Below are 19,744 nucleotides of genomic sequence, written 5' to 3'. Positions count from 1 at the left end.
AAATTCCTTTCTATTCTCCACGAAGCACTAAAGCTGGATCAATATCAACAGTTTTAGATACTGGTATTAAAGATGCAACTATAGTTATTACTATACAGACAATAATTGTCATAGGTACTAAAAGAGGCAAGAAACTTACCTTTCTAGCAAATACCGAAATACTTACTCTATTGGCAAATATATATCCTAATGCAACACCTAAAAGTCCACCAAAAACCCCCAAAAATGCTCCTTCACCTAAAAAGTCAACAATTACTGACGAATTTGTGGCGCCCAAAGCTTTCTTAAGACCTATTTCTTTACGCCTTTCAGTTACAACTGCCATCATTGTTGTGGATACACATATCATCATTATGAATAATATTATTATCGTTACAATGAAGACAAGAGCTTGTAATTTATTCAAAACTATATCTTGTGAGGCGGTAACTCTTTTTACCATTTGTGGAGTTAGAGATCCATCCTTTTGTGAAATATTTGATACTATTTTTGAAAGTTCATTTTGTTCAGCTTCTATTGAATATTCTACGATATCAAAATTTTTGTCTTTAACAAGCTGTGAAATATCATCAATACTCATAAAAATAAGTTCTTCTTCTTTACCACCTGTTGTTACAACTCCTGAAACAACAAAATTAGTATCTATAGAACCTTCTCCATTAACTTTGGGAGTATTTATAATAATTTTATCTCCCTCTTTTAATTCCAAAGCCTTTGAAACTTCATTACCTATTAAAACTTCTCTCGATTTTTCAGGCCATGAACCGTCAATAAGCCAGTATGGAGAATTTTCTTTCGCTCCCTTTAAATCTGTACCTGCAAGCATATAAGGTTGTTCATTAACTTTTGCATTTGCATAAATATAGGGTGCCTGACCGACAAGCTTTCCTGAAGGAATTAACGATTTAACTTCATCTAACTGTTCATTGGTAATTTTTTTATCAGGGTTAGTGGGAATTACCAACATATTTGCACCATAAGACCTAAACTCCTTACCCATTTGTCTAGGAATATCATAGTAAATAGTAACAAGTCCTGAAATAATTGTTGCTCCCATAGCTATAGCAAGTAGTGCTGTTAACATTCTTGCACGTCTCCTTGCCAAGGAAGTCATTATCATTTTTAAGTAAAATTTATTTTTACTTTGTTTATCTGCCATGTAGTACCTCCGTTGGATTTAAATTCAAAAGGTATCTTATAGCTGGTATTGACCCCAATATTGTAACAAGAATAATAAGTATTGCTACAATAGGAACTACCATAGCTGTTGGAGCTATTGCCGAGCCAAAAACGGTTAGGCCAATAATCTGAGTAAGTAGCAGACCAACACCGTAACCTATAACTGTTCCAAATATCGCTGTCAAAATTATTTCCACAAGAATTATGCAAATTATCCTTCCATTTGACGCCCCTATAGCTTTTTGAAGTCCAATTTCATTAGATCTTTCCATTACAGATGCTGTAATAAGATTAGAAATACCAAAGCCTGAACCAATCAAAGTTAATACTGTAATTAAAACCATAAGAAGAGTAGTCTTATTTAAAATATCTCCTTCACTTTCTGCAACTTGGCGAATTGGCTTAGCCACAGAATCAGTCATTACTTCTGTTATTTGATAACAAATAGCAGAAACATAAGCTGTACAATACCATACTTCCCTTTCCTTAATAGTTAAAGATAGTGGGTTTCTGGCAGCCTTTCTTGCTAAGTCATTGTCTGGTGTAGTAAGAGCTGATACTTCAACTTTATTTACAACTCCAGTAACTCCAGCAAATTCTTGTGCTGTTTTTAAAGTAGAATATATAAATGCATCTTCATCAGAACCTGATGAGAAAATACCCTTAACTTTTAATTTTTTGTCTAAATTATTGCTTTTTAGTTGGATTTCATCACCAACTTTAAATCCATTTCTGTCTGCAAAAATCTTTCCAAGCATAACTGAATCGCTATCATTTTCTGATAACCACTCGCCTTGAACTTCCCACCAGTTTTTAAGTCTAATCATACCAGTATCAACTGATTCTCCAGTAGGCAAATCCATATGATTATTAAACCATGTTCCTACCATCTTAGTATGTTTAGAATCATTATTACAAGAAACCCAAGTGTTAAGATATGGCGTATAGTCTACAATATTGTAAGCCCAAAAAATAGTTTTAATGTTAGGAAGTTCTGATTCCTTTAAATATTTTTGAACCTGCCCCTCTTTTTCTTGCATGCCATACAAATCATCAAGAAGAGAAGCTTCCTTAGGCAATACGTTAATATTTGCTCCATAAGTCTTTAATTCTTGATTAACTTTATCTCCAACACCGAGCATGGTATTTAACATTGAAGTGGCAAGAGAAGCTCCAAGGGCAACTGTAAATGCAATAAGAACCATCTTTCCCTTTTGTCTAAAAAGCGCTCCTTTAACTATTCTCCAAAACATAAGCCCTCCTACTTAAATACATAAGACAATGCGTCAAGATCCTTTGGCGCAATCTTTATCTTTTTATCATGGACAATGTATGGGAAAGGTATTGGGTTGCATCCACCCTTAAAACCTATTGTACCCCTATTCATTACAACGTCGCACAACTTACAAATAATATCATCGCCTCTTTCAAAATATCCTGATGGACCACATATCTCGCAGGCATCAAGTACAACTCCATAGGAACCTTCTGATTTTTTAATACAGAAAAATCTCATTTGTACACCATCTTTTGCCTTATACAAATATCTGTGCAAATGCATATCCTCTAAGCTGCTTATAGGAATAACAATCATTCCATTTTCAGTTTGATAATCTTCTGGTGGTGAAAGAGCCTGTCCCTTATTAGCATATGCCTTTCCAGCCGTTAATGAAAAAGTATTAATAAATAAAACGACAAGGAAAAAAATTGCCCAACGTCTTTTATTCTTCATTCTATACTTTATTTTCCTTAACTGAGCTCTATTGCTATATTCTTCATTAACTTTAATATTTTGCTTATATAAAATTACTGGAATAACTATCATAATTAACATTGTTGCAAATAAAAACACATTTTCGTGATTAGCTATAAATGCAATAACTCTAAAAAAGTTAACATTTCTAGGAATAATCCCTTTAGAATAAAACCTTTGAATTATGATATTAAATTGGCTGATACCCGAACATACCAAGCTCAAAAAAACAATAATCTTTAAGTTTTTACCTTCAAGTTTAACTGAAGACTTATATATAGCAAGCCCTGATAAAATCATCATGATTATTCCAAAAACAAAGCCTAAAATCCTAAAAAGTACAATAGTTGAAACAGCACTTTCGCCATAATATACAAATTTGTTTGATTGGTTAAATACATACGGTAAATAATAAAAACAAATTCCTACAAGATAAACAACAACCGATGATGAAATGAAATTATCATAAATTTTAGCATTTATCTTATCTTCAAATATCATAAAAATTAATATTAAAAATACTGAGATAACTATGGGTACCATAGACCAGAAATTCAATTCTGTTCTATTAATAAAATTAGGTATATTTCTTATAATTATTGAAACAAATGCTGCAATTACCCCTAAAACTAAAGAAATTATAATAACATACTTTTTATATTTGCTCTCTTTAGTTGTATAATAGGCAAGTATTAAAGAAATCATTAGAGAAAAGGCTATTCCCGCCTCCATAACTTTAATAAAAATTTTTAAAATAATTTCACCCCCCATAAATGCATATAAGGGGAACGTGAATTCCCCTTCAAAATATTAAAAATTTTCAAAATTTTACCATTGTGGTCCGTTCCATTCGAAGTCAGTCCATTCTGCAACAAGTGGTTCTGTCCAGAATCTACCTGTTACACCAGTTTCTTTATCTACGTGTAGTAAGTAGTCATTACCTGGTGCAGCTACTTCGAATTTTACATCATAAACACCAACACCTTCGTCAAATTTAACATTTGCACCATAGTGCGGACCATCAGATGCGTTCATTGGCATGAAAGCTACTTCTTGAACATGGTCTGAACCTTTCTTTTGTAAATAAGCTTTTACTTTTAACCATGGAACAAAATCACCAACACCATAACCTAATGTTGAACCTTCTTGTGATGCTGTAATGTCAGCTTCAATATGGCAGTCAGCTTCTTCTTTAGGAATTGAGTTTCCTGCTGGTTCCATATCAACTGGTTGGAAATATACACCAGAGATTACTAAAGGTCCTTTAGTTTGGTCATCGCCAATTGGAAATTCTTCAAATCCTGCATCTTCTCCTGGAGCTGCAGCTTTTGCATCTCCTGTTTCTTTTTTGTTTTCTTCAGCTGGTGCTTTTTCTTCTGTAGAAGTTTTAGCTGCATTATTAGCTTTTGTATCTTCTTTTTTACCACAAGCTGTAAACATTAATGCACCCACAAGCGTCATAACAACAAGAAATAAACTTTTCTTTTTTAACATAATACCCTCCTATTTTTTTTCTTGGCTGGCTTCAAGCTCAGCTTTAATTTTTTTGTTTCTATTATTTTGATAGATAACAGAAACAATGGTTACTACTAATAGAATAATTTGTGGAATAAGATTTTCATACCTATCATATATACCTATAACTTCAGCAGACCATCCATTCATCCAAGGAACTATAGTTCTGCCAATTACATCTGCTTCTTGTAATTCTCCTATGCCCTTTCCTAAGAAAGACAAGCAAAGTATAAACATTAGCCAAGAAGTAAATGTAAAGAATGGTTTTAATGGTAGCCTTACAGAAACTTTAGCAATTAAATAATATACAATTGCAAGTATTATGGCGGCAACTAAAAGTCCAATCCACATATGCATTGGATTATCAGAAATGCCTGTTCTCATACCTTGGAAAAACAAAATAAGTTCTGCACCCTCTCTTGCTACTGCTAAGAATGAAGTGAAAGCTAAGGCAAAATAATTACCCTTGGAAACAGATTGTTCAACTTTGTTTTTAATGTATCTATTCCAAACTTCAACTTCAGATTTAGAAAGCATCCAATTGGATACATAAAATAGTACGATAACAGCAAGAAACATCGCAATTCCTTCGAATATTTCTTGTCCCATTCCAGACTCAACTTCTCCCACTGTATTGGCGATGATATTAAATACTCCAGCTAGGACTGCTGAAAAAACAATGCCTAGCAAGGCTCCAATATATACACCTTTTAAATAAATTCTATTATTAGTCTTTGATAAATATGCAGCAATGGCAGCTACAACTAAAATGGCTTCAAGTCCTTCACGAAGTGTAAGTCCAAGAACCGCAAAAAATGTGCCAAATCTTTTTAGCAGCTCTCCCAACAATTGACCTGTTGAAAGGCTGTTTGCATCTTCTTGACTTTGACCACTGGACTTAGAATCTCCAGAGGTTCCATCAAGAGTATGAGCATCTTCATGAAGATAAGTTATAAGTGCATCAATTTCATCTTTAACTTCTTTTGGGTCTGCATCTTCTTTGATAGAATTTTTTGCTCTGTAAAATTGATGTTCAACCATTGAACCCCTTTGGCCTGAAATTGCAGACATAGTTGTTTTTTCAAATCCTATTTTTTCATAGAATTTAAAGTAAGCTACATTAACTGCATCTGTGGCTGCTTTTTTAGCATCCTTATCTCCAGGCTTGTAAACTTCCACAGCTTTTTGTAAATGTTCTGACATAGCATCAGCGACTTCAACCCAATTAGTGTACTGTGTTTCTGCTGCAAAAGCAAGCGTTAAAGTCATGCTAATCATGATTGCCATAATTGCAAAAATGCTAGTCATTTTCTTTAATAAATTCATCTCTATCCCTCTTTTTTTATTAAACTTCCATCTTCCATTTGGCAAAGTGTATTGCCATATTTTAAAATATCAAGCTCATGAGTAACTATAATAAGTGCAGTACCTTTAGAATTTATTTTTTTTAATAAATCCATTATCTCCACAGTAGTATTTTTATCCAAATCACTTGTAGGCTCATCTAAAATCAAAAGTTCCGGCGAATTAATCATAGATCTGGCTATCAGCACTCTTTTTAGCTCTCCTCCAGATAAATTTCTAGGAAAATCATCTTTCAAATGCAAAATTCCCATCTCATCAAGAAGCATAGCTGCTTTTTCATAAGAAGAGTCATCTCTTTTAAATAGATAATAAGGAAGAGACACATTCTCTAAAACATTTAAATTTGGAAGTGTTCCTAGACTTTGTGGCACAAAACCTATGATTTCATTCCTATATTTGCTAATTTCTCTATCAGAAAAATCACTCATATCTTTGCCCTTAGCAAAAATTTTACCTTCAGTCGGCTTTAATAAACCAGACAAAAGATTTAAAAAAGTTGACTTCCCTGAACCACTTCTGCCAATTATATTGACAAAATCTCCCTTCTTCAAGGTAAAGTTTACATTTTTAACTGCAAAAAGTGTATTAGAACCTCTCTTAAAACTCTTACTTAAATTCTCAGTTTTAATTATTAATTCCATTATGAATGTTTTTCTTTCATACAATAATAAATATTAACTAAAACCAATATGACTGACAACAATGTGCAAAATGGAATGGCTCTTGCTCTGCAAGCCATATCAGCTTTCATACATCCACCAATAAGCACATGAGCGTTTAGTATCTCTAAAATACCAATTACTATATTTGAAATAGATAATCCTAAAGATATTTTTGAATCTTTAACTACAATAAGAATGATTGCTAATACTAAAATGACTGCGCCAATACCTATAGTCATATTTCCCATCCAGTGGCATTTCATGAACATCCCATCTTCCATAGGAGGGCAAACGGGTGTTATAAATTTTGGTGCAAGCACTAACAAGAGACCTATAATAGCCGAAATATATCCTACAATCTTTTTTCTACTCATTTTAATCATCCTTTCTACTTATCTTTATTAATAACATTGTAACATTGTAACATAAAAACGTGTTTATTTTTTATACTTACCAGTCTTTTTTTTAACAGTTACCCCTGGCCAGTTACCAACATATTGGTTGGAACCAGTGAGGCCGTTAAAAAGTGTTGACTTACCACTATTGGGGTTGCCGGCAAGTGCAATAGTGGTAGCCATCTTAGTCCTCTTTCTTTTCTATTTCTTCAATTGCAATTAATTCAGCATCTGCTTTTCTAATGCTAAGCTCATAATATCTAATATTAATTTACACGGGGTCGCCAAGTGGCGCCACCTTCCTTATGTAAATTTCTGAATTTTTTGTAATTCCCATGTCCATTATCCTTCTTTTCAAAGGACCAGAACCATTGATTTTTTTACGACGTAGTATTTTCCTACAACTACATCTCTTAAAGTTTGCAAGTCTTACATCTCCTCTACTAATATTTTTTTGCTATATACTTTCCGATTGCAACTCTGGAATCCTTAATTGAAACAATTAAATTACCATCATTCTCATTAACAACCTTTATAGCTGCATCTTTGACAAAACCAAGACTTGCCAGGCGGGACTCAGTTACATTACTATCTCCTAAAGACTTAATCCTTAAAATCTTATAATTAACATTTAAGGGCGCCATTACTAAGCTAAGCATTTAACCACTTGTTTATAGTTTTAATTTTATTAAAATAAATTACTAATTGAATTTGATTGTCATCTTCTTAAGCATTATAACATAGAAAATTAAAAATTCAAATCAATTTCTCAGTTTTTTTAAAGAATGGAATATTTTTAATTTCTTTATCTATCTCCATATCAGAGATAAGTAAAATATGAGATTTCTCATGATTGTATGTCGAGCTAAGTTCTTTGGAACTCAAGAGAATACCTTCATTAATTAGCACATTAATAAATTGATCTATTTCCTCTATCGAATAATATTTACTAAATTTCTTGTGTATTTTTTCTCTATTTCCAAATTCTTTTACTAAATTGAATACCTCATTCAGTATTTCTTAATCACATTCAAGAGTTTTGAAACAATTATCTTGATAAATAGTGATTTGATTATTGTTAATTTTAGATACCGAAATTGTATCATTTACTTTAAGATTCACATCTAACCTCCTAATATAATAGTTAATTTGTGGCATTTAAGATTTAAGATTTAATTTTTATTAATTAATCTCTCTTCGCGAATATTAGTTATAATCATGATTTTTATTTGCAATTTGCTATTTATCCCAATAATATCTATTCTTTTCTAATTTGAAAACTATCACTGATAGAAAAGCACACTCATCTAAGGGTTATGAAGTCTGGGCAAGAAAACATAATATCAAAACAATGGCTGATTCAATAATTAAGCTTAGAGAACAAGGAATTAATTCAATTACTCAACTCGATGATCTAATCAAAAAATCTGCTGATGATAGACAAGATTTATTAAATAAAATAAAGAAAATTGAAACTGAGATGAAGAGTTTATCCCAAGATATGGAAAATATTAATACTATAAATAAGTATCGTGAAATCTACAAATACCACAAGAAAAATCCTCAAGATAAGCAATTTGCAGAGGAGTATTATAGTGAACTTTCTGTTTATAAAATAGCGGCTAAAGAAATTTTAGAAAACTATAAAAAACTACCAAAAACAAAAGAAATACTATCAAACCTCGATAAATTGCAAGAAAAAAAGAACACCCTTATGCAAGAGTATTCTCTGAATAAAGAACAATTTTCCGACCTTGTTCAATATAGGAAAAACTATGAAAATTATTATGGAAAGGAAGTAGAGAGGTAACTACTTCCTATCCTAATATCTTCTTTGTATTAGCTTGAATTTGAATGGTAATATCCTCTAAGTTACTTTTTTTATTTTTGCTATTTGAGTAATAGTATCTTCTAAGATTTTATAATCATATCTTTTTTTACTTTCTTTTGTAAAAAGAGCATCTGTTTCTAAAACAATTCTATCTATAGGTACACTGTGAATTAAATCAGCACCTTTTTTTGTTGTTGTCATATCTAAATTGACAGATATATATGTTTTGATTTTTCATCATACCATCTAGTAGTCTTTTAAGAGTTCCTGTGTACCAATGTAGAATATATATTATTGTTGTTAATTAGTTCTTCAAATATAGAACTTTCAGCTTTTCTTGAGTGAATTGATATAATCTTACCATCACTTTTATTGCACTCATCCATTATTTCTCGAAATATTCTTAGTTGTTTTTCAAAAGATTCTTTATTTCTTTCAGAATTATCTATACCTATTTCCCCTACGAACCTTGTCTTATACAAATTTCGTTTAATTTTTTCAAAATAATTAGGGTACTCTTCAATCAATTCTGGATGATAGCCTAAAGCTAAAAAATTATTTTTAGAATCTTTATATTTTGGATAGTATCTTTCAAACAAAACTGGTAAATTTGTCATAAAAACTATTTTATTACCATTGTTTAACATTTTAAAATTGTCATTATATAAATCCGGATGGCAATGAAAATAAATCAACTTCATTCAAATCTACCTCATTAAATACTTTATTTAATTCCTCTATACTCCTATTATAAACGTCTGCAAACTCTAATAAGTTATCTGTTAACAGATCAGATTTCTGTATCTCAAATACCGCTCTTTTAGGATTATTCTTTTCAAGCATTTGTAAAAAAGCATTTTTGTTTAAGATTCCAGCTTCAGATTTTTCTAAGGTTTTATGTCTATACTCCGTTTCATCTTTCCCATAAGCTGATACTATAGCTACTTTTCTAACTATTCAAGGTATGCAATCTCCACAGTGTTTTGATGTCTTTTCTTTTTTAAATCTACCATTATCTGTATGTGAGCAAGACATAGTCTTAACATACTGCTCTTTTAGGAAGCTACTATTTTTACACTCTTTCAACATCTCGCCTTTAGTCTTGAATTGATATGGATTAATGATTTTAATATCTAAATTCATATTATTTATTAAAGTTTGTAGTTTTTTCATGTAGTATGGGTGTGTAGTTCTTGTACTGCTACTCCCAAACCTTGATCCAGATAAGGGAACATTTAAGGAGATGTAACCATTTTCAAGGATATATAGCTGAGTTTTTCTACCAAAAGCTGAGCCATAAACAATCGCATGCGAAAAAAACATAAAAGATCTTGTTCTAGTTCTATCTTCTTTACCATTCCTAGCAACAACATATGATTGAACCTGATCTCTATCATCTAACTCATATTTATTCTTTACAGCTTTAAAAATATCATCTTGATAGCTTTTAGTTTCTTTTCCTCCACCGTAATGACTAACTAGTAATATTGAAGAGGTTGAATCTTCGAGTAAGTCTATTGCTCCTATAAAAGAGTCTAAACCACCTGAAAACATACAAATTTTGTCATAGCTGCTCTTATCCAACTCTTGATACTTTTTAGATGAATAGTATATTTGCTCTTGATACACAGTTTTAGGTCTAAATTCAAAAGTCCAATTGTCACCACTTAAAAAATTCAACATATCAGTTACTAATATTTTTTGAGAGTTCCAAAAATCAATGTCAGATACAGGAACATTTAGTTTGATAGTCATAGTCCAACCATCATTTTGATTATCTCTTTTTACTATTCGATCAGCTACAAAAACAAAAATAGATATATAATAAATCAATGGCTGATTTTGAAAATTCTTTCTCTAACTTAATGTAATTATCCCAAAAATTAAAACCAATATCTTTTTTATTTGTTGTATCTAGTTTTTCATCAAATCCTTCAGGAATATTATCAATTGATTCATTTGTACAATATATTCTCATTTTATTCCTCCATAATCTCTAAGCAAGAAGTTAAAATCTTATTAAATGAATCTTCTGTGAAATAGTCATCTTTATATGAGTTAAATCCCACCTCAACGCAAGCTTGAATATATTCCTTAATATTTCTTTCAATCCTAATAGCTTCTTGAATATTGCTACCCTTTTTTTCAAATGAGTATCCGTAATCAACTAACATTAATTGCCAAATTAATTCCCTAGTAAAATACTGAAGTAAGTATTTTGATTCAATTTCAGTTAAAGAATTTTTGTCACCTAACAACAAACTCATTTCTTCCAAAGTGTTTACTGTAGCACTCCTTATAACTATATCATCTTTTGATATAGAATTTTCTACTACATAATTTACCAAAAGTGATATAGACTCTACGGTGGATTTATTTTTAAATTGATTCCCTAATGAAGCAATTGTAGTAGTGAATCCATTTTTTGTTATACTACTCAATAAATTAGAAAAATTACTCCCTGCAGAACTTATCCCCTGCCTTGATGAGAAAGCTTTAGCTCCACCATTTGCCCCAATATAATTACTAACAACTTTCTTCGAACTTCCAATGTTCCCACCAGAAGAAATATATTTACTCATAGATGTTTTGGCTGATGTCCAATTCGGCTTATCTAAATCTTTTTTATTGTCTTTGTCATCGTTATTGTTATCTTCTTGTAAAAAGTCATTTGGTAATAATGTACTCCCTTTTTTCCCTTATTCGTATATTTCTAAAAATTAAAAAGCTTGATAAACTTATTAATTAAAAATTTATCAAGCTTTATTGCTCCTATTAAACTATTTACATCAATTTCGGCAAGTCTAATAAATGAATTCCCATGATATTTAAAATATCAGAAAATGCCACTGTATTAAATTCATTTTGATATTGGTCAAATATTTTCTTTAACTCTGCACTGAATTTTTGAAAATACTTTTTATCAAGTAAGACTTTCAAATAAAATATTGCCACTATAATTCTCTTGTTCTAAGAATCTTTTTGGGCGTCCATCTGTAGGTACAATAAGCCCTCTTTTTCTTAAGATTCCTTGCTATACAATTGGATTTTCTATCAAAATTTCTATAACTTTCTTTTCAGTCTTATTCAAACCGATATTTTTATTGTCTATTTGCTCAATTACTTCCTGTTTAAAAGGAATAGTACATCTAATATAGTCGCTTTCAATTTCAAAAACATCTTTGACATTTTTTTCTATTTTAAAATCAGACTTTGTTCTTATATCTAAGTTTATTATATTGCTAAAAAATCACCTAATATAAAACACCTTCTAACTAGGAATTAGTCAGTTTTTTACTTTTATAAAATGATATTTTTCTTTACCTATCTTAGCCTAACCTATTACTATGAAATTTTTTCTAATAAAAAGCTTCAGCTATTTGCAAATACAAATCAGTAAATATTGAATTTTTTCTGGCAACAAGGGATAAATCATGAACTAGATTGAAATCTTCTAGATCCACAACCATGAGGACACCTTCTTCTAGTTCTTTTTTTACACAAGATTCAAAAATAAAACTTATGCCGCAATCTGACCTGAGCATTTCTACTATGGAACGCATATTATTTATTTCTATGATATTTGCAAAATCTTTCGTATCGATATTATCCATGCTTAGAAAATTTTTTAATATAGCTAAGGTGCCAGATCCGTCTTCTCGAATAATAATTCTTTCATCTAATAAATCTGCTAGTTTTTTTACTTGTTTTTTAAACTTGTGGGCCTTGTGGCTGATGCAAACAATCCTATCGCTTTTGTATTTTTTAATAAAATAATCACTAGATTTTATAAATCCCTCTATAATGGCAAAGTCTATCCTCCCACTATCAATATCGCTTAAAATCTCGTCCGTATTTTCATAATAAATATGGAAATCACAAGAAGGTTTTTCTTTTATCAAGGCTATAAGCTTATCCAATATTAGATATTCTCCGACCGACCTAGTAAAACCCAAGGAAATTTTTTCACTCTTAGTTTTTTTCTCAGCTAATATCATCTTCAACTTATCTTGATCATTTGACATAGAAAGCAAAGCAGATTTTAGAATCTTGCCCTCATCTGTTAGAAACAAATTCCTCTTACTTCTATAAAAAAGTTTACAATTATAATATGTTTCTAAATATTTAATATGAGTAGATATGGCTGGCTGTGTTATATTAAGGCTTTCAGCAGCCTTTGTAAAATTCATATATTTACATACTTCCAAAAAACTTTCTATCCTAAAATCTAACATGGTATCCTCCACATCAATCATAACAAATTTTTATCATACATCAAATAATTATAATTATACATTATATCTATTTAATATATAATAAAAAAAGTGAAAGGAGAATATATGATAAAATCTATAGAAAAAAATATAAAAGGGATTATTCTCTGCCTTATAATTGCAATAATATCCCAGATAATAGGCAAAAAAATCCCACTAGTAGGCCCAGCCGTCTTTGGTATTCTAATTGGAATGGCCCTAGGTCAAATTATAAAAGACAAAAAACCTTATATTGGTGGTGTGAGATTTGCATCAAAGAAAATCCTTCAATATGCTGTAATCCTCCTTGGATTTGGTCTTGATCTTGGAATTGTTTTAAAAACTGGTAGACAATCACTTCCAATCATCCTATCTACCATATCAACATCACTTATAATCGCATACCTAGCCTACAAGTCTGGACTTATAAAAGGACATATCGCAACTCTCGTTGGTGTTGGATCATCAATTTGTGGAGGCTCTGCAATTGCAGCTGCCGCTCCAGTTATAGATGCAGATGAAGAAGAAATAGCCCAAGCCATATCTGTTATATTCTTTTTTAATATCTTAGCAGCCATCCTGTTTCCAAGCCTAGGCCGTATGATAGGATTTTCTACTATCGACGGTCACGCCTTTGGTATATTTGCAGGATCTGCTGTTAATGATACATCATCAGTTACAGCATGCGCATCAACATGGGATACAATATTTAATCTAGGTAGCCAGACACTTGACAAGGCTGTAACAGTGAAATTGACTAGAACACTAGCAATAATTCCAATATGCTTAGGACTAGCCTTCATTAGAATGAGAAATGCTGAACAAGAAGCTAATAAAAAAATATCTATAATACAAATTTTCCCATTCTTTATAATCTACTTCATCCTTGCAAGTTTGATTACAACCATAGCCCTAGCCAAAGGAGTAAATATTGAATTTTTCAAACCCTTTAAAGACTTATCCAAGTTTTTTATTGTAATGGCTATGTCAGCTATTGGTTTCAATAGCGATATAGTAAAGCTATTGAAATCAGGAGCTAAGCCACTAGCCTTAGGCGGAGTGTGCTTTATATCAATCACATCCATAACCCTAATACTAGAAAAAGCTCTAGGCATCTTATAATCTTTTAGAAACTGACTCCAAAAGTTAGCAATAAAACTAACTACTAGGACCAGTTTTTTTTATTAAAAAAATATAAGACCAGTAAGCAGAAAGCTTTAAATTATAACTAAAAAAAGAATAAACCAAAGCTTACCATTTATAGATATTTTTACTCTAATTATTCTTTTCCAAACGTCCGATATATCCCAAATCATTCAAAATACTAGGTTCTATTTTTTAGAGTATCACCAAATCCACCTAATTATGGGACGTTTTAGGATTTTTAGTCCCGTCTCGGTTCAGGTACCGAATAATATGATTACTTTTATGGTAAAAACTATCTATTAAATTTTTAAAGAATCTTATCTTTCTTATGGAATCCTTAATTATGTATTTTATACTAAGTTTATTTACAGGATATATTGGATTAAGCAACCTCTTTTTAATATCGGTAATTCTTGTATTTTTAGCAATCTGCATAAACTTAAAATACCTGGGTGCTGTAACATTCTTAGCGGTTCTCACATCCTTAGTAAGGTTTTCCCTAGCTGTACAAAACATTCTACATTTTGATATACAAATATTTTTAATGACCTATCTAAGTCTTGAAATGGATATTTTTAGGCATCTTGCTCTCCGGCATATCGGAGTGCTTAGTCTAATTTCTCTTGTAGAATCTTCATTATCTATTATATTAGCAACTAAATTATTAAGATATCAAAAACAAAAGAGCACATATAGTCTGAGAAGAGTAAAGAAAATTCAAAAATAATTACAAAAAAAACAAAATATATTGTGTCAAATATACTTGTGCAAAATATAAAATACGATATAATACAAGCAAGATGAAAAAATAGTCTAATTGTTTTTAATTAAGCAAATGATATTTAAATTAATTTTTAGGGAGGGTTAATATGACAGAAATTTATAATTATAGCGTTAAAACCCAAAAGGGTGAAGATATTTCTTTAAATCAATTCAAAGGAAAAGTATTATTGATAGTAAACACAGCAACAGGTTGCGGGTTTACTCCTCAATATAAAGAATTAGAAGAAATATTTGAAAAATATCATGACCAAGGATTTGAAATAATAGATATCCCTTGTAATCAATTTGCAGGTCAAACACCTGGAACTGATGAAGAAATAACTAATTTTTGTACGCTAAATTATGATACAAAGTTCCCACAAATGACTAAATCCAATGTAAATGGTGATAATGCTTTACCATTATTTGAGTATTTAAAAAGCCAAAAAGGATTTTCCGGATTTGGAAAAGGACCAAAAGCATTGATAATGTCATTAATGTTAAAAAAGATTGATAAAGATTATAAAAATAATCCGGATATAAAATGGAATTTTACAAAGTTTTTAGTGGATCGTGATGGAAATGTAGTTTCTCGTTTTGAACCAACTGAAAGCATGCATGAAGTTGCAAAAGCAGTTGAATCATTATTATGATTGATAATCTTAAATTAGAAAATCAATTGTGTTTTCCACTATATGCAGCAAGCAGAAAAGTAATATCTGCATATACACCGTTTCTTAAACCGCTAGATTTGACATATACTCAATATTTAATTATGTTAGTTTTGTGGGAAGAAGATGGGCAAACAATTGGAGATATATGTAGACTTCTTCACTTAGATAATGGAACAGTTACGCCTACAATCAAAAAAATGATAGATAAGGGCTTAATTAATAGAAAAAGAAAGGATAATGATGATAGGGTAGTAGAAATATTTTTAACGACAAAAGGCAAGGAATTAAAAAAAAGAGCGTGTGAAATCCCGGATAAAGTTATTTGCAATTTGGGATTAAAAAATGTAAATGCAGAAGAACTTTATAATATCCTATATGAAATCATTAATTTTGAGCCTTCAAAAAAAAAGTGAATTATGTATAGGATTATGAGTAGAAAAATATATCAATTATAAGGTATTATTTGGGTCTGTAAATAATTATGTGTATCAACCTTAATCCTCCTAAAAGGGTAAGAGTTGATACACTTTTTTATTTATCAATGTTTATCCATTCCTCTAGAATTTGAGTTTTACTTAATTTTACTTGGGCTTGATAAACTGCCAATTCTTCATGAAAATTTAGAGTTGATTTTATAGGATGTATTTTGTAATAGCCATACTAATTACTTTAACTTTTTTTAATCTATTAAGCAGTAGATAATAGATCTGCCATATTTCTCTTGATAATTTTTCTATCTGCTTATTCATAGATTCAATTTCATTTTTGTAAATAACACCGGTTATATTAGTAACCTTTGCAATCTAGTTTATATTATTTGTTGCATTTGAAATTAACCATTGTAGATCTCTAAATAAATTAATCGTCATAATATATACGCAAATAATCATCCCCCGGCGTAGCCGGGGGTTTTTCTTATGCGGCCCAAAGGGCCTTTTTTACTTGCTGCGTCTCAAGGACGCCTGTGGTTTACCACTTGCAATTTCTACTTGCTAACCCCTAAAGGGGTCTATATTGTCCATTGTTATCTGGCCGCTTAATTCGTCTTCTTTGAGTTGATTTTGTATATACTCTTGTATTGCTTTGGTGTTCTTCCCTGCAGTATCTACATAATATCCTCGGCACCAAAATTGTCTGCCTCTGTATTTATATTTTAAGTTTCCCCATTTTTCATATATCATTATGCTGCTCTTTCCTTTTAAAAATCCCATAAAACTTGATACTGATATTTTGGGTGGTATTTCTAATAGCATGTGTATATGGTCAGGGCATACTTCTGCTTCTATTATATTTACTTCTTTCCAACTGCATAATTCTCTTAATATTGCTCCTATTTCTAATCTTTTACTTTCATAGAATTCTTTTCTCCTATATTTTGGGGCAAATACTATGTGATATTTACAGTTCCATTTTGTATGTGATAGACTGTGAGTATGATTTAAATTCATTAAAGACCTCCTGTTATTTTTGTGTTTTGGTAAACCACAAATTTATTTTAACATGGGGGTCTTTTTTATCAGTTTTTCATCGCTGAAGCTAAACGGAACCCCCAGTCTAACTGGGGGTTTTCTAATTACAAAAAGACCGCAGCTTGAAACTACGGTCTAATTTTTTGTCCAAATGTAAACCACTTGGAACTATTATTCAATTTATTCTTTTTAACAAATGTTCCCATTTTAATCCCAGTTGCAGTTTTTTATCTTCTGTAACCATTGATTTTACAAAGTTTTTTGTTTTTTTGCTACTATTCCCATTCTTCTTTTCCAAACGTCCGATATATCCCAAACCATTCAAAATACTAGGTTCTAATTTTTTTAGTACTACAAAATCCACCTAATTATAGGATGTTTTCAGATTTTTAGTCCCGTCCCAGTCCCAGTACCGGAGAAATATATCTACTTTTAGGATAAAAACAAGCTATTAAATTTTTAAAGAATCTTATCTTCCTTATGGAATCCTTAAATTTGTATTTTATACTAAGTTTATAAAATGAAGAGGAGGTTCATTTATGGACAAATTGATATTAGAAACAAAAAATCTTACTAAAACCTTTGGCAAGCAAAAAGCAGTAGATAATATTTCTTTAAAAATAAAAGAGAATTCTATCTATGGATTGCTAGGACCTAATGGAGCAGGTAAATCGACTACATTGAAGATGATTACTGGAATGATTCATAAAACATCTGGTCAAATCTTTTTTGAAGGTCACCAGTGGAGTCGTGACGATTTATCAGATATTGGTGCCTTGATAGAAATGCCTGCCTTGTATGAGAACTTATCGGCAGGGGAAAATTTAAAAGTTAGGACACTCCTACTAGGATTACCAGATTCTAGGATTGATGAAGTTTTGGAAATAGTAAGTTTAAAAGATACTGGTAAAAAGAAAAGTGGTCAGTTTTCTTTAGGCATGAAACAGAGGTTAGGTATCGCCATTGCATTATTAAATAATCCTAAGCTTTTGATTTTAGATGAACCAACAAACGGACTTGATCCACTTGGAATTCAAGAATTACGTGATTTAATAAGAAGTTTCCCAGAAAAAGGAATAACCGTTATTTTGTCTAGTCATATTTTAGCAGAAGTTGAACAAACTGCTGACCATATTGGGATTATTAATAATGGAAAATTGCAATATCAAAACATTATTAATCATAATGACAATTTAGAGGAACTTTTTATGGATGTTATAAAAAGTGGAATGGGAGTGTAAAAAAATGATAAATTTTATTCTTGCAGAAAATTTAAAACATAAGGGCACCTTCTTGAAGAAGTTATTAGTTATTATGCCAATATCTTTAATCTTATTGTCACTCTTTCTTATGCCAAGTTATTTCACTACTAATTCCTATAACTGGTGGTATGTCATAATAATGCCAGCAATTTTTGCCTTAATACCAGCAATGATGGATAGAAAAGAAAGTAGAAAATTAAACTACAGAGCAGTTTTCCCTCTAAATATTAATCTCAAAAAGTTATGGGTTTCAAAAATAATTACAGCATTTGTTTATATGAGTATTGCTACTATAATTCATATGCTAGGAGTGTATATTTTTCAATTTTTAATTGGTGGACAATTAAGTCCAAACTATGGATTTTCAACATTACTATTTGCAAGTTTCTTACTAATAATAACTAATATTTGGCAAATCCCTCTATGCTTTTTCTTAGCAAAAAAATTTGGCTTTATCGCATGTATTGCAGTAAATGCAGTATTAGGTTTAGGATCAGGAATATTGTTGTCTGACGGTGCTTTTTGGATTTATTGCCCATATTCTTGGGGAATTAGGTTAATGATTCCTGTTATGCATATTTTACCAAGTGGTCTTTTAACGGAAGCATCAAATCCAATAATATCAAGCACATCATTATATATTCCTTGTATTTTATCTGTATGTCTATTTACATTACTTGCAGTAATAAGTGCAAATTGGTTTTCAAAACAAGAGGTAAAATAATGATAAATATAATAAAATCAGAAATATACAAAATTAAAGGCACCTGGCTTCCTTGGATTCACATAGTTTTACCTATAGCCTATTCTTTATTATTTTATGTGGCATCAAAAACCACTGGATTAAAAAATTTTGAAGAAAACGATATAATACAAACTTATTTTGTACTTTTAGGAGCGATAATGCCAATAATATTAAGTTTTATAACTTCAAAAGTAGTTGATATGGAAATGAGTGCTGGGAAATTTCAAGTGCTTTTATCTACTACAAAATCTAGAAGCAAAGCCTATATAGGAAAACTCCTTGTATTAGAATTGGGATTTGTTATTTCTCTTGCTTTAGCTATTATAATTTTCGCAATATTAACAGGATATCAAAATATATTAGATTGGCTTATTGAATTTTTCTTAATTCTTATTAGCAGCCTTTCTCTATACATGATCCATCTTTGGGTATCAATTGAATTAAGTAGTGGCGCATCTATTGGATTAGGTTTTTTAGAAACAATGATTGCTTTACTTTCAATGACTGTCATCGGTGATAATATTTGGTATTTTATTCCTTGTACCTGGGGCGCAAGACTTCCTGCCATGTATATAAGGCTGGGCAAAGCTTTAGATCCTTCATATTTTTATAAAGAGTTAGGGCTGTGGGGTTTAATAGCATCCTTTATTATCTTAATCCTATTTATTTCCTCAATTATTTGGTTTAATAAGTGGGATGGGAAATCTGTTAGTGAATAAAAGTTTTTAATTTA

At 30.7% G+C, this 19,744-nt stretch carries 21 protein-coding genes and 4 pseudogenes; 7 read left to right on the top strand and 18 right to left on the bottom strand.

The window, feature by feature from the left end; all coding sequences use genetic code 11:
- Positions 1 to 10: 10 nt before the first annotated feature.
- From LV469_00940 to LV469_00895, 10 genes and pseudogenes are all read right to left on the bottom strand, one after another.
- Complete coding sequence (locus LV469_00940; protein UHR02879.1) at positions 11 to 1,159, bottom strand: FtsX-like permease family protein; 1,149 nt, start codon at positions 1,157 to 1,159, stop codon at positions 11 to 13.
- A complete protein-coding gene (locus LV469_00935; GenBank protein ID UHR02878.1) occupies positions 1,149 to 2,432 on the bottom strand; it encodes an ABC transporter permease in 1,284 nt (427 codons plus the stop codon). Before LV469_00935 ends, LV469_00940 begins: the two co-directional genes overlap by 11 nt.
- Before the next feature lie 8 nt (positions 2,433 to 2,440).
- The gene (locus tag LV469_00930; protein UHR02877.1) at positions 2,441 to 3,637 is read right to left on the bottom strand and encodes a DUF2318 domain-containing protein; all 1,197 of its coding nucleotides are present in this window, start codon (positions 3,635 to 3,637) and stop codon (positions 2,441 to 2,443) included.
- A gap of 123 nt (positions 3,638 to 3,760) precedes the next feature.
- On the bottom strand, positions 3,761 to 4,393 hold the full coding sequence (locus LV469_00925; GenBank protein ID UHR03568.1) for an iron transporter: 633 nt from the start codon (positions 4,391 to 4,393) through the stop codon (positions 3,761 to 3,763).
- Between the two features lie 42 nt (positions 4,394 to 4,435).
- Positions 4,436 to 5,773 carry an FTR1 family iron permease gene (locus tag LV469_00920; protein ID UHR02876.1) on the bottom strand — a complete coding sequence of 446 codons (1,338 nt, stop codon included), beginning with the start codon at positions 5,771 to 5,773 and terminating at the stop codon, positions 4,436 to 4,438.
- Between the two features lie 2 nt (positions 5,774 to 5,775).
- A complete protein-coding gene (locus LV469_00915) occupies positions 5,776 to 6,453 on the bottom strand; it encodes an ABC transporter ATP-binding protein (GenBank protein UHR02875.1) in 678 nt (225 codons plus the stop codon).
- Positions 6,453 to 6,848 (bottom strand): DUF4418 family protein, encoded by a 396-nt coding sequence (locus tag LV469_00910; GenBank protein ID UHR02874.1) that lies wholly within the window; start codon positions 6,846 to 6,848, stop codon positions 6,453 to 6,455. Before LV469_00910 ends, LV469_00915 begins: the two co-directional genes overlap by 1 nt.
- A 63-nt stretch (positions 6,849 to 6,911) precedes the next feature.
- The gene (locus LV469_00905) at positions 6,912 to 7,052 is read right to left on the bottom strand and encodes a 50S ribosome-binding GTPase (GenBank protein UHR02873.1); all 141 of its coding nucleotides are present in this window, start codon (positions 7,050 to 7,052) and stop codon (positions 6,912 to 6,914) included.
- Between the two features lies 1 nt (position 7,053).
- Positions 7,054 to 7,295, bottom strand: a pseudogene (locus tag LV469_00900) (ferrous iron transport protein A).
- A gap of 17 nt (positions 7,296 to 7,312) precedes the next feature.
- Positions 7,313 to 7,528: a ferrous iron transport protein A gene (locus tag LV469_00895; protein ID UHR02872.1), complete on the bottom strand. Its 216-nt coding sequence runs from the start codon at positions 7,526 to 7,528 to the stop codon at positions 7,313 to 7,315.
- A gap of 626 nt (positions 7,529 to 8,154) precedes the next feature.
- Here LV469_00895 and LV469_00890 point away from each other — a divergent pair.
- Positions 8,155 to 8,679, top strand: a pseudogene (locus tag LV469_00890) (endonuclease).
- A gap of 57 nt (positions 8,680 to 8,736) precedes the next feature.
- Here the strand turns inward: LV469_00890 and LV469_00885 are convergent.
- From LV469_00885 to LV469_00860, 6 genes and pseudogenes are all read right to left on the bottom strand, one after another.
- Positions 8,737 to 9,347: pseudogene (locus LV469_00885) on the bottom strand (TatD family hydrolase).
- Between the two features lie 310 nt (positions 9,348 to 9,657).
- Positions 9,658 to 10,455, bottom strand: coding sequence for a hypothetical protein (locus LV469_00880; protein ID UHR02871.1), 798 nt, complete (start codon positions 10,453 to 10,455; stop codon positions 9,658 to 9,660).
- A 40-nt stretch (positions 10,456 to 10,495) separates the two neighbouring features.
- Entirely contained in the window at positions 10,496 to 10,678 is a 183-nt protein-coding gene (locus LV469_00875) for a hypothetical protein (GenBank protein ID UHR02870.1), read from the bottom strand.
- Position 10,679: 1 nt separating this feature from the next.
- On the bottom strand, positions 10,680 to 11,282 hold the full coding sequence (locus tag LV469_00870) for a hypothetical protein (GenBank protein ID UHR02869.1): 603 nt from the start codon (positions 11,280 to 11,282) through the stop codon (positions 10,680 to 10,682).
- A gap of 202 nt (positions 11,283 to 11,484) precedes the next feature.
- Positions 11,485 to 11,655: a hypothetical protein gene (locus LV469_00865; protein UHR02868.1), complete on the bottom strand. Its 171-nt coding sequence runs from the start codon at positions 11,653 to 11,655 to the stop codon at positions 11,485 to 11,487.
- Positions 11,656 to 12,059: 404 nt separating this feature from the next.
- Entirely contained in the window at positions 12,060 to 12,935 is an 876-nt protein-coding gene (locus LV469_00860; GenBank protein UHR02867.1) for a LysR family transcriptional regulator, read from the bottom strand.
- A gap of 105 nt (positions 12,936 to 13,040) precedes the next feature.
- Between LV469_00860 and LV469_00855 the strand changes: the two genes are divergently transcribed.
- From LV469_00855 to LV469_00845, 3 genes are all read left to right on the top strand, one after another.
- Entirely contained in the window at positions 13,041 to 14,075 is a 1,035-nt protein-coding gene (locus tag LV469_00855; GenBank protein ID UHR02866.1) for a putative sulfate exporter family transporter, read from the top strand.
- An 893-nt stretch (positions 14,076 to 14,968) separates the two neighbouring features.
- The gene (locus LV469_00850) at positions 14,969 to 15,514 is read left to right on the top strand and encodes a glutathione peroxidase (GenBank protein UHR02865.1); all 546 of its coding nucleotides are present in this window, start codon (positions 14,969 to 14,971) and stop codon (positions 15,512 to 15,514) included.
- Complete coding sequence (locus LV469_00845; GenBank protein ID UHR02864.1) at positions 15,511 to 15,948, top strand: MarR family transcriptional regulator; 438 nt, start codon at positions 15,511 to 15,513, stop codon at positions 15,946 to 15,948. Before LV469_00850 ends, LV469_00845 begins: the two co-directional genes overlap by 4 nt.
- A 219-nt stretch (positions 15,949 to 16,167) precedes the next feature.
- Here LV469_00845 and LV469_00840 read toward each other — a convergent pair.
- Positions 16,168 to 16,413 (bottom strand): annotated as a pseudogene (locus LV469_00840) (hypothetical protein).
- Positions 16,414 to 16,527: 114 nt separating this feature from the next.
- Positions 16,528 to 16,983, bottom strand: a complete 456-nt coding sequence (gene tnpA / locus LV469_00835; protein ID UHR02863.1) for an IS200/IS605 family transposase — start codon at positions 16,981 to 16,983, stop codon at positions 16,528 to 16,530.
- Positions 16,984 to 17,543: 560 nt separating this feature from the next.
- On the opposite strand from tnpA, the gene LV469_00830 reads away from it, so the two are divergent.
- Genes LV469_00830 through LV469_00820 form a run of 3 tightly spaced genes read left to right on the top strand, consistent with a single transcriptional unit; the run spans position 17,544 to position 19,730 of the window.
- Positions 17,544 to 18,245 carry a lantibiotic protection ABC transporter ATP-binding protein gene (locus LV469_00830; GenBank protein ID UHR02862.1) on the top strand — a complete coding sequence of 234 codons (702 nt, stop codon included), beginning with the start codon at positions 17,544 to 17,546 and terminating at the stop codon, positions 18,243 to 18,245.
- 4 nt (positions 18,246 to 18,249) lie between these two features.
- Positions 18,250 to 18,990, top strand: coding sequence for a lantibiotic immunity ABC transporter MutE/EpiE family permease subunit (locus LV469_00825; GenBank protein UHR02861.1), 741 nt, complete (start codon positions 18,250 to 18,252; stop codon positions 18,988 to 18,990).
- Positions 18,990 to 19,730 carry a lantibiotic immunity ABC transporter MutG family permease subunit gene (locus tag LV469_00820; GenBank protein ID UHR02860.1) on the top strand — a complete coding sequence of 247 codons (741 nt, stop codon included), beginning with the start codon at positions 18,990 to 18,992 and terminating at the stop codon, positions 19,728 to 19,730. The genes LV469_00825 and LV469_00820 overlap by 1 nt, the downstream gene beginning before the upstream one ends.
- The last annotated feature ends 14 nt before the right edge of the window (positions 19,731 to 19,744 follow it).

It is taken from the genome of Peptoniphilus sp. GNH (assembly GCA_021307325.1).
In the GTDB taxonomy this organism is placed as follows: domain Bacteria; phylum Bacillota; class Clostridia; order Tissierellales; family Peptoniphilaceae; genus KA00134.
Note: the sequence above shows the minus strand (reverse complement) of the source record. Positions and strands in the feature narration are given on the sequence as shown.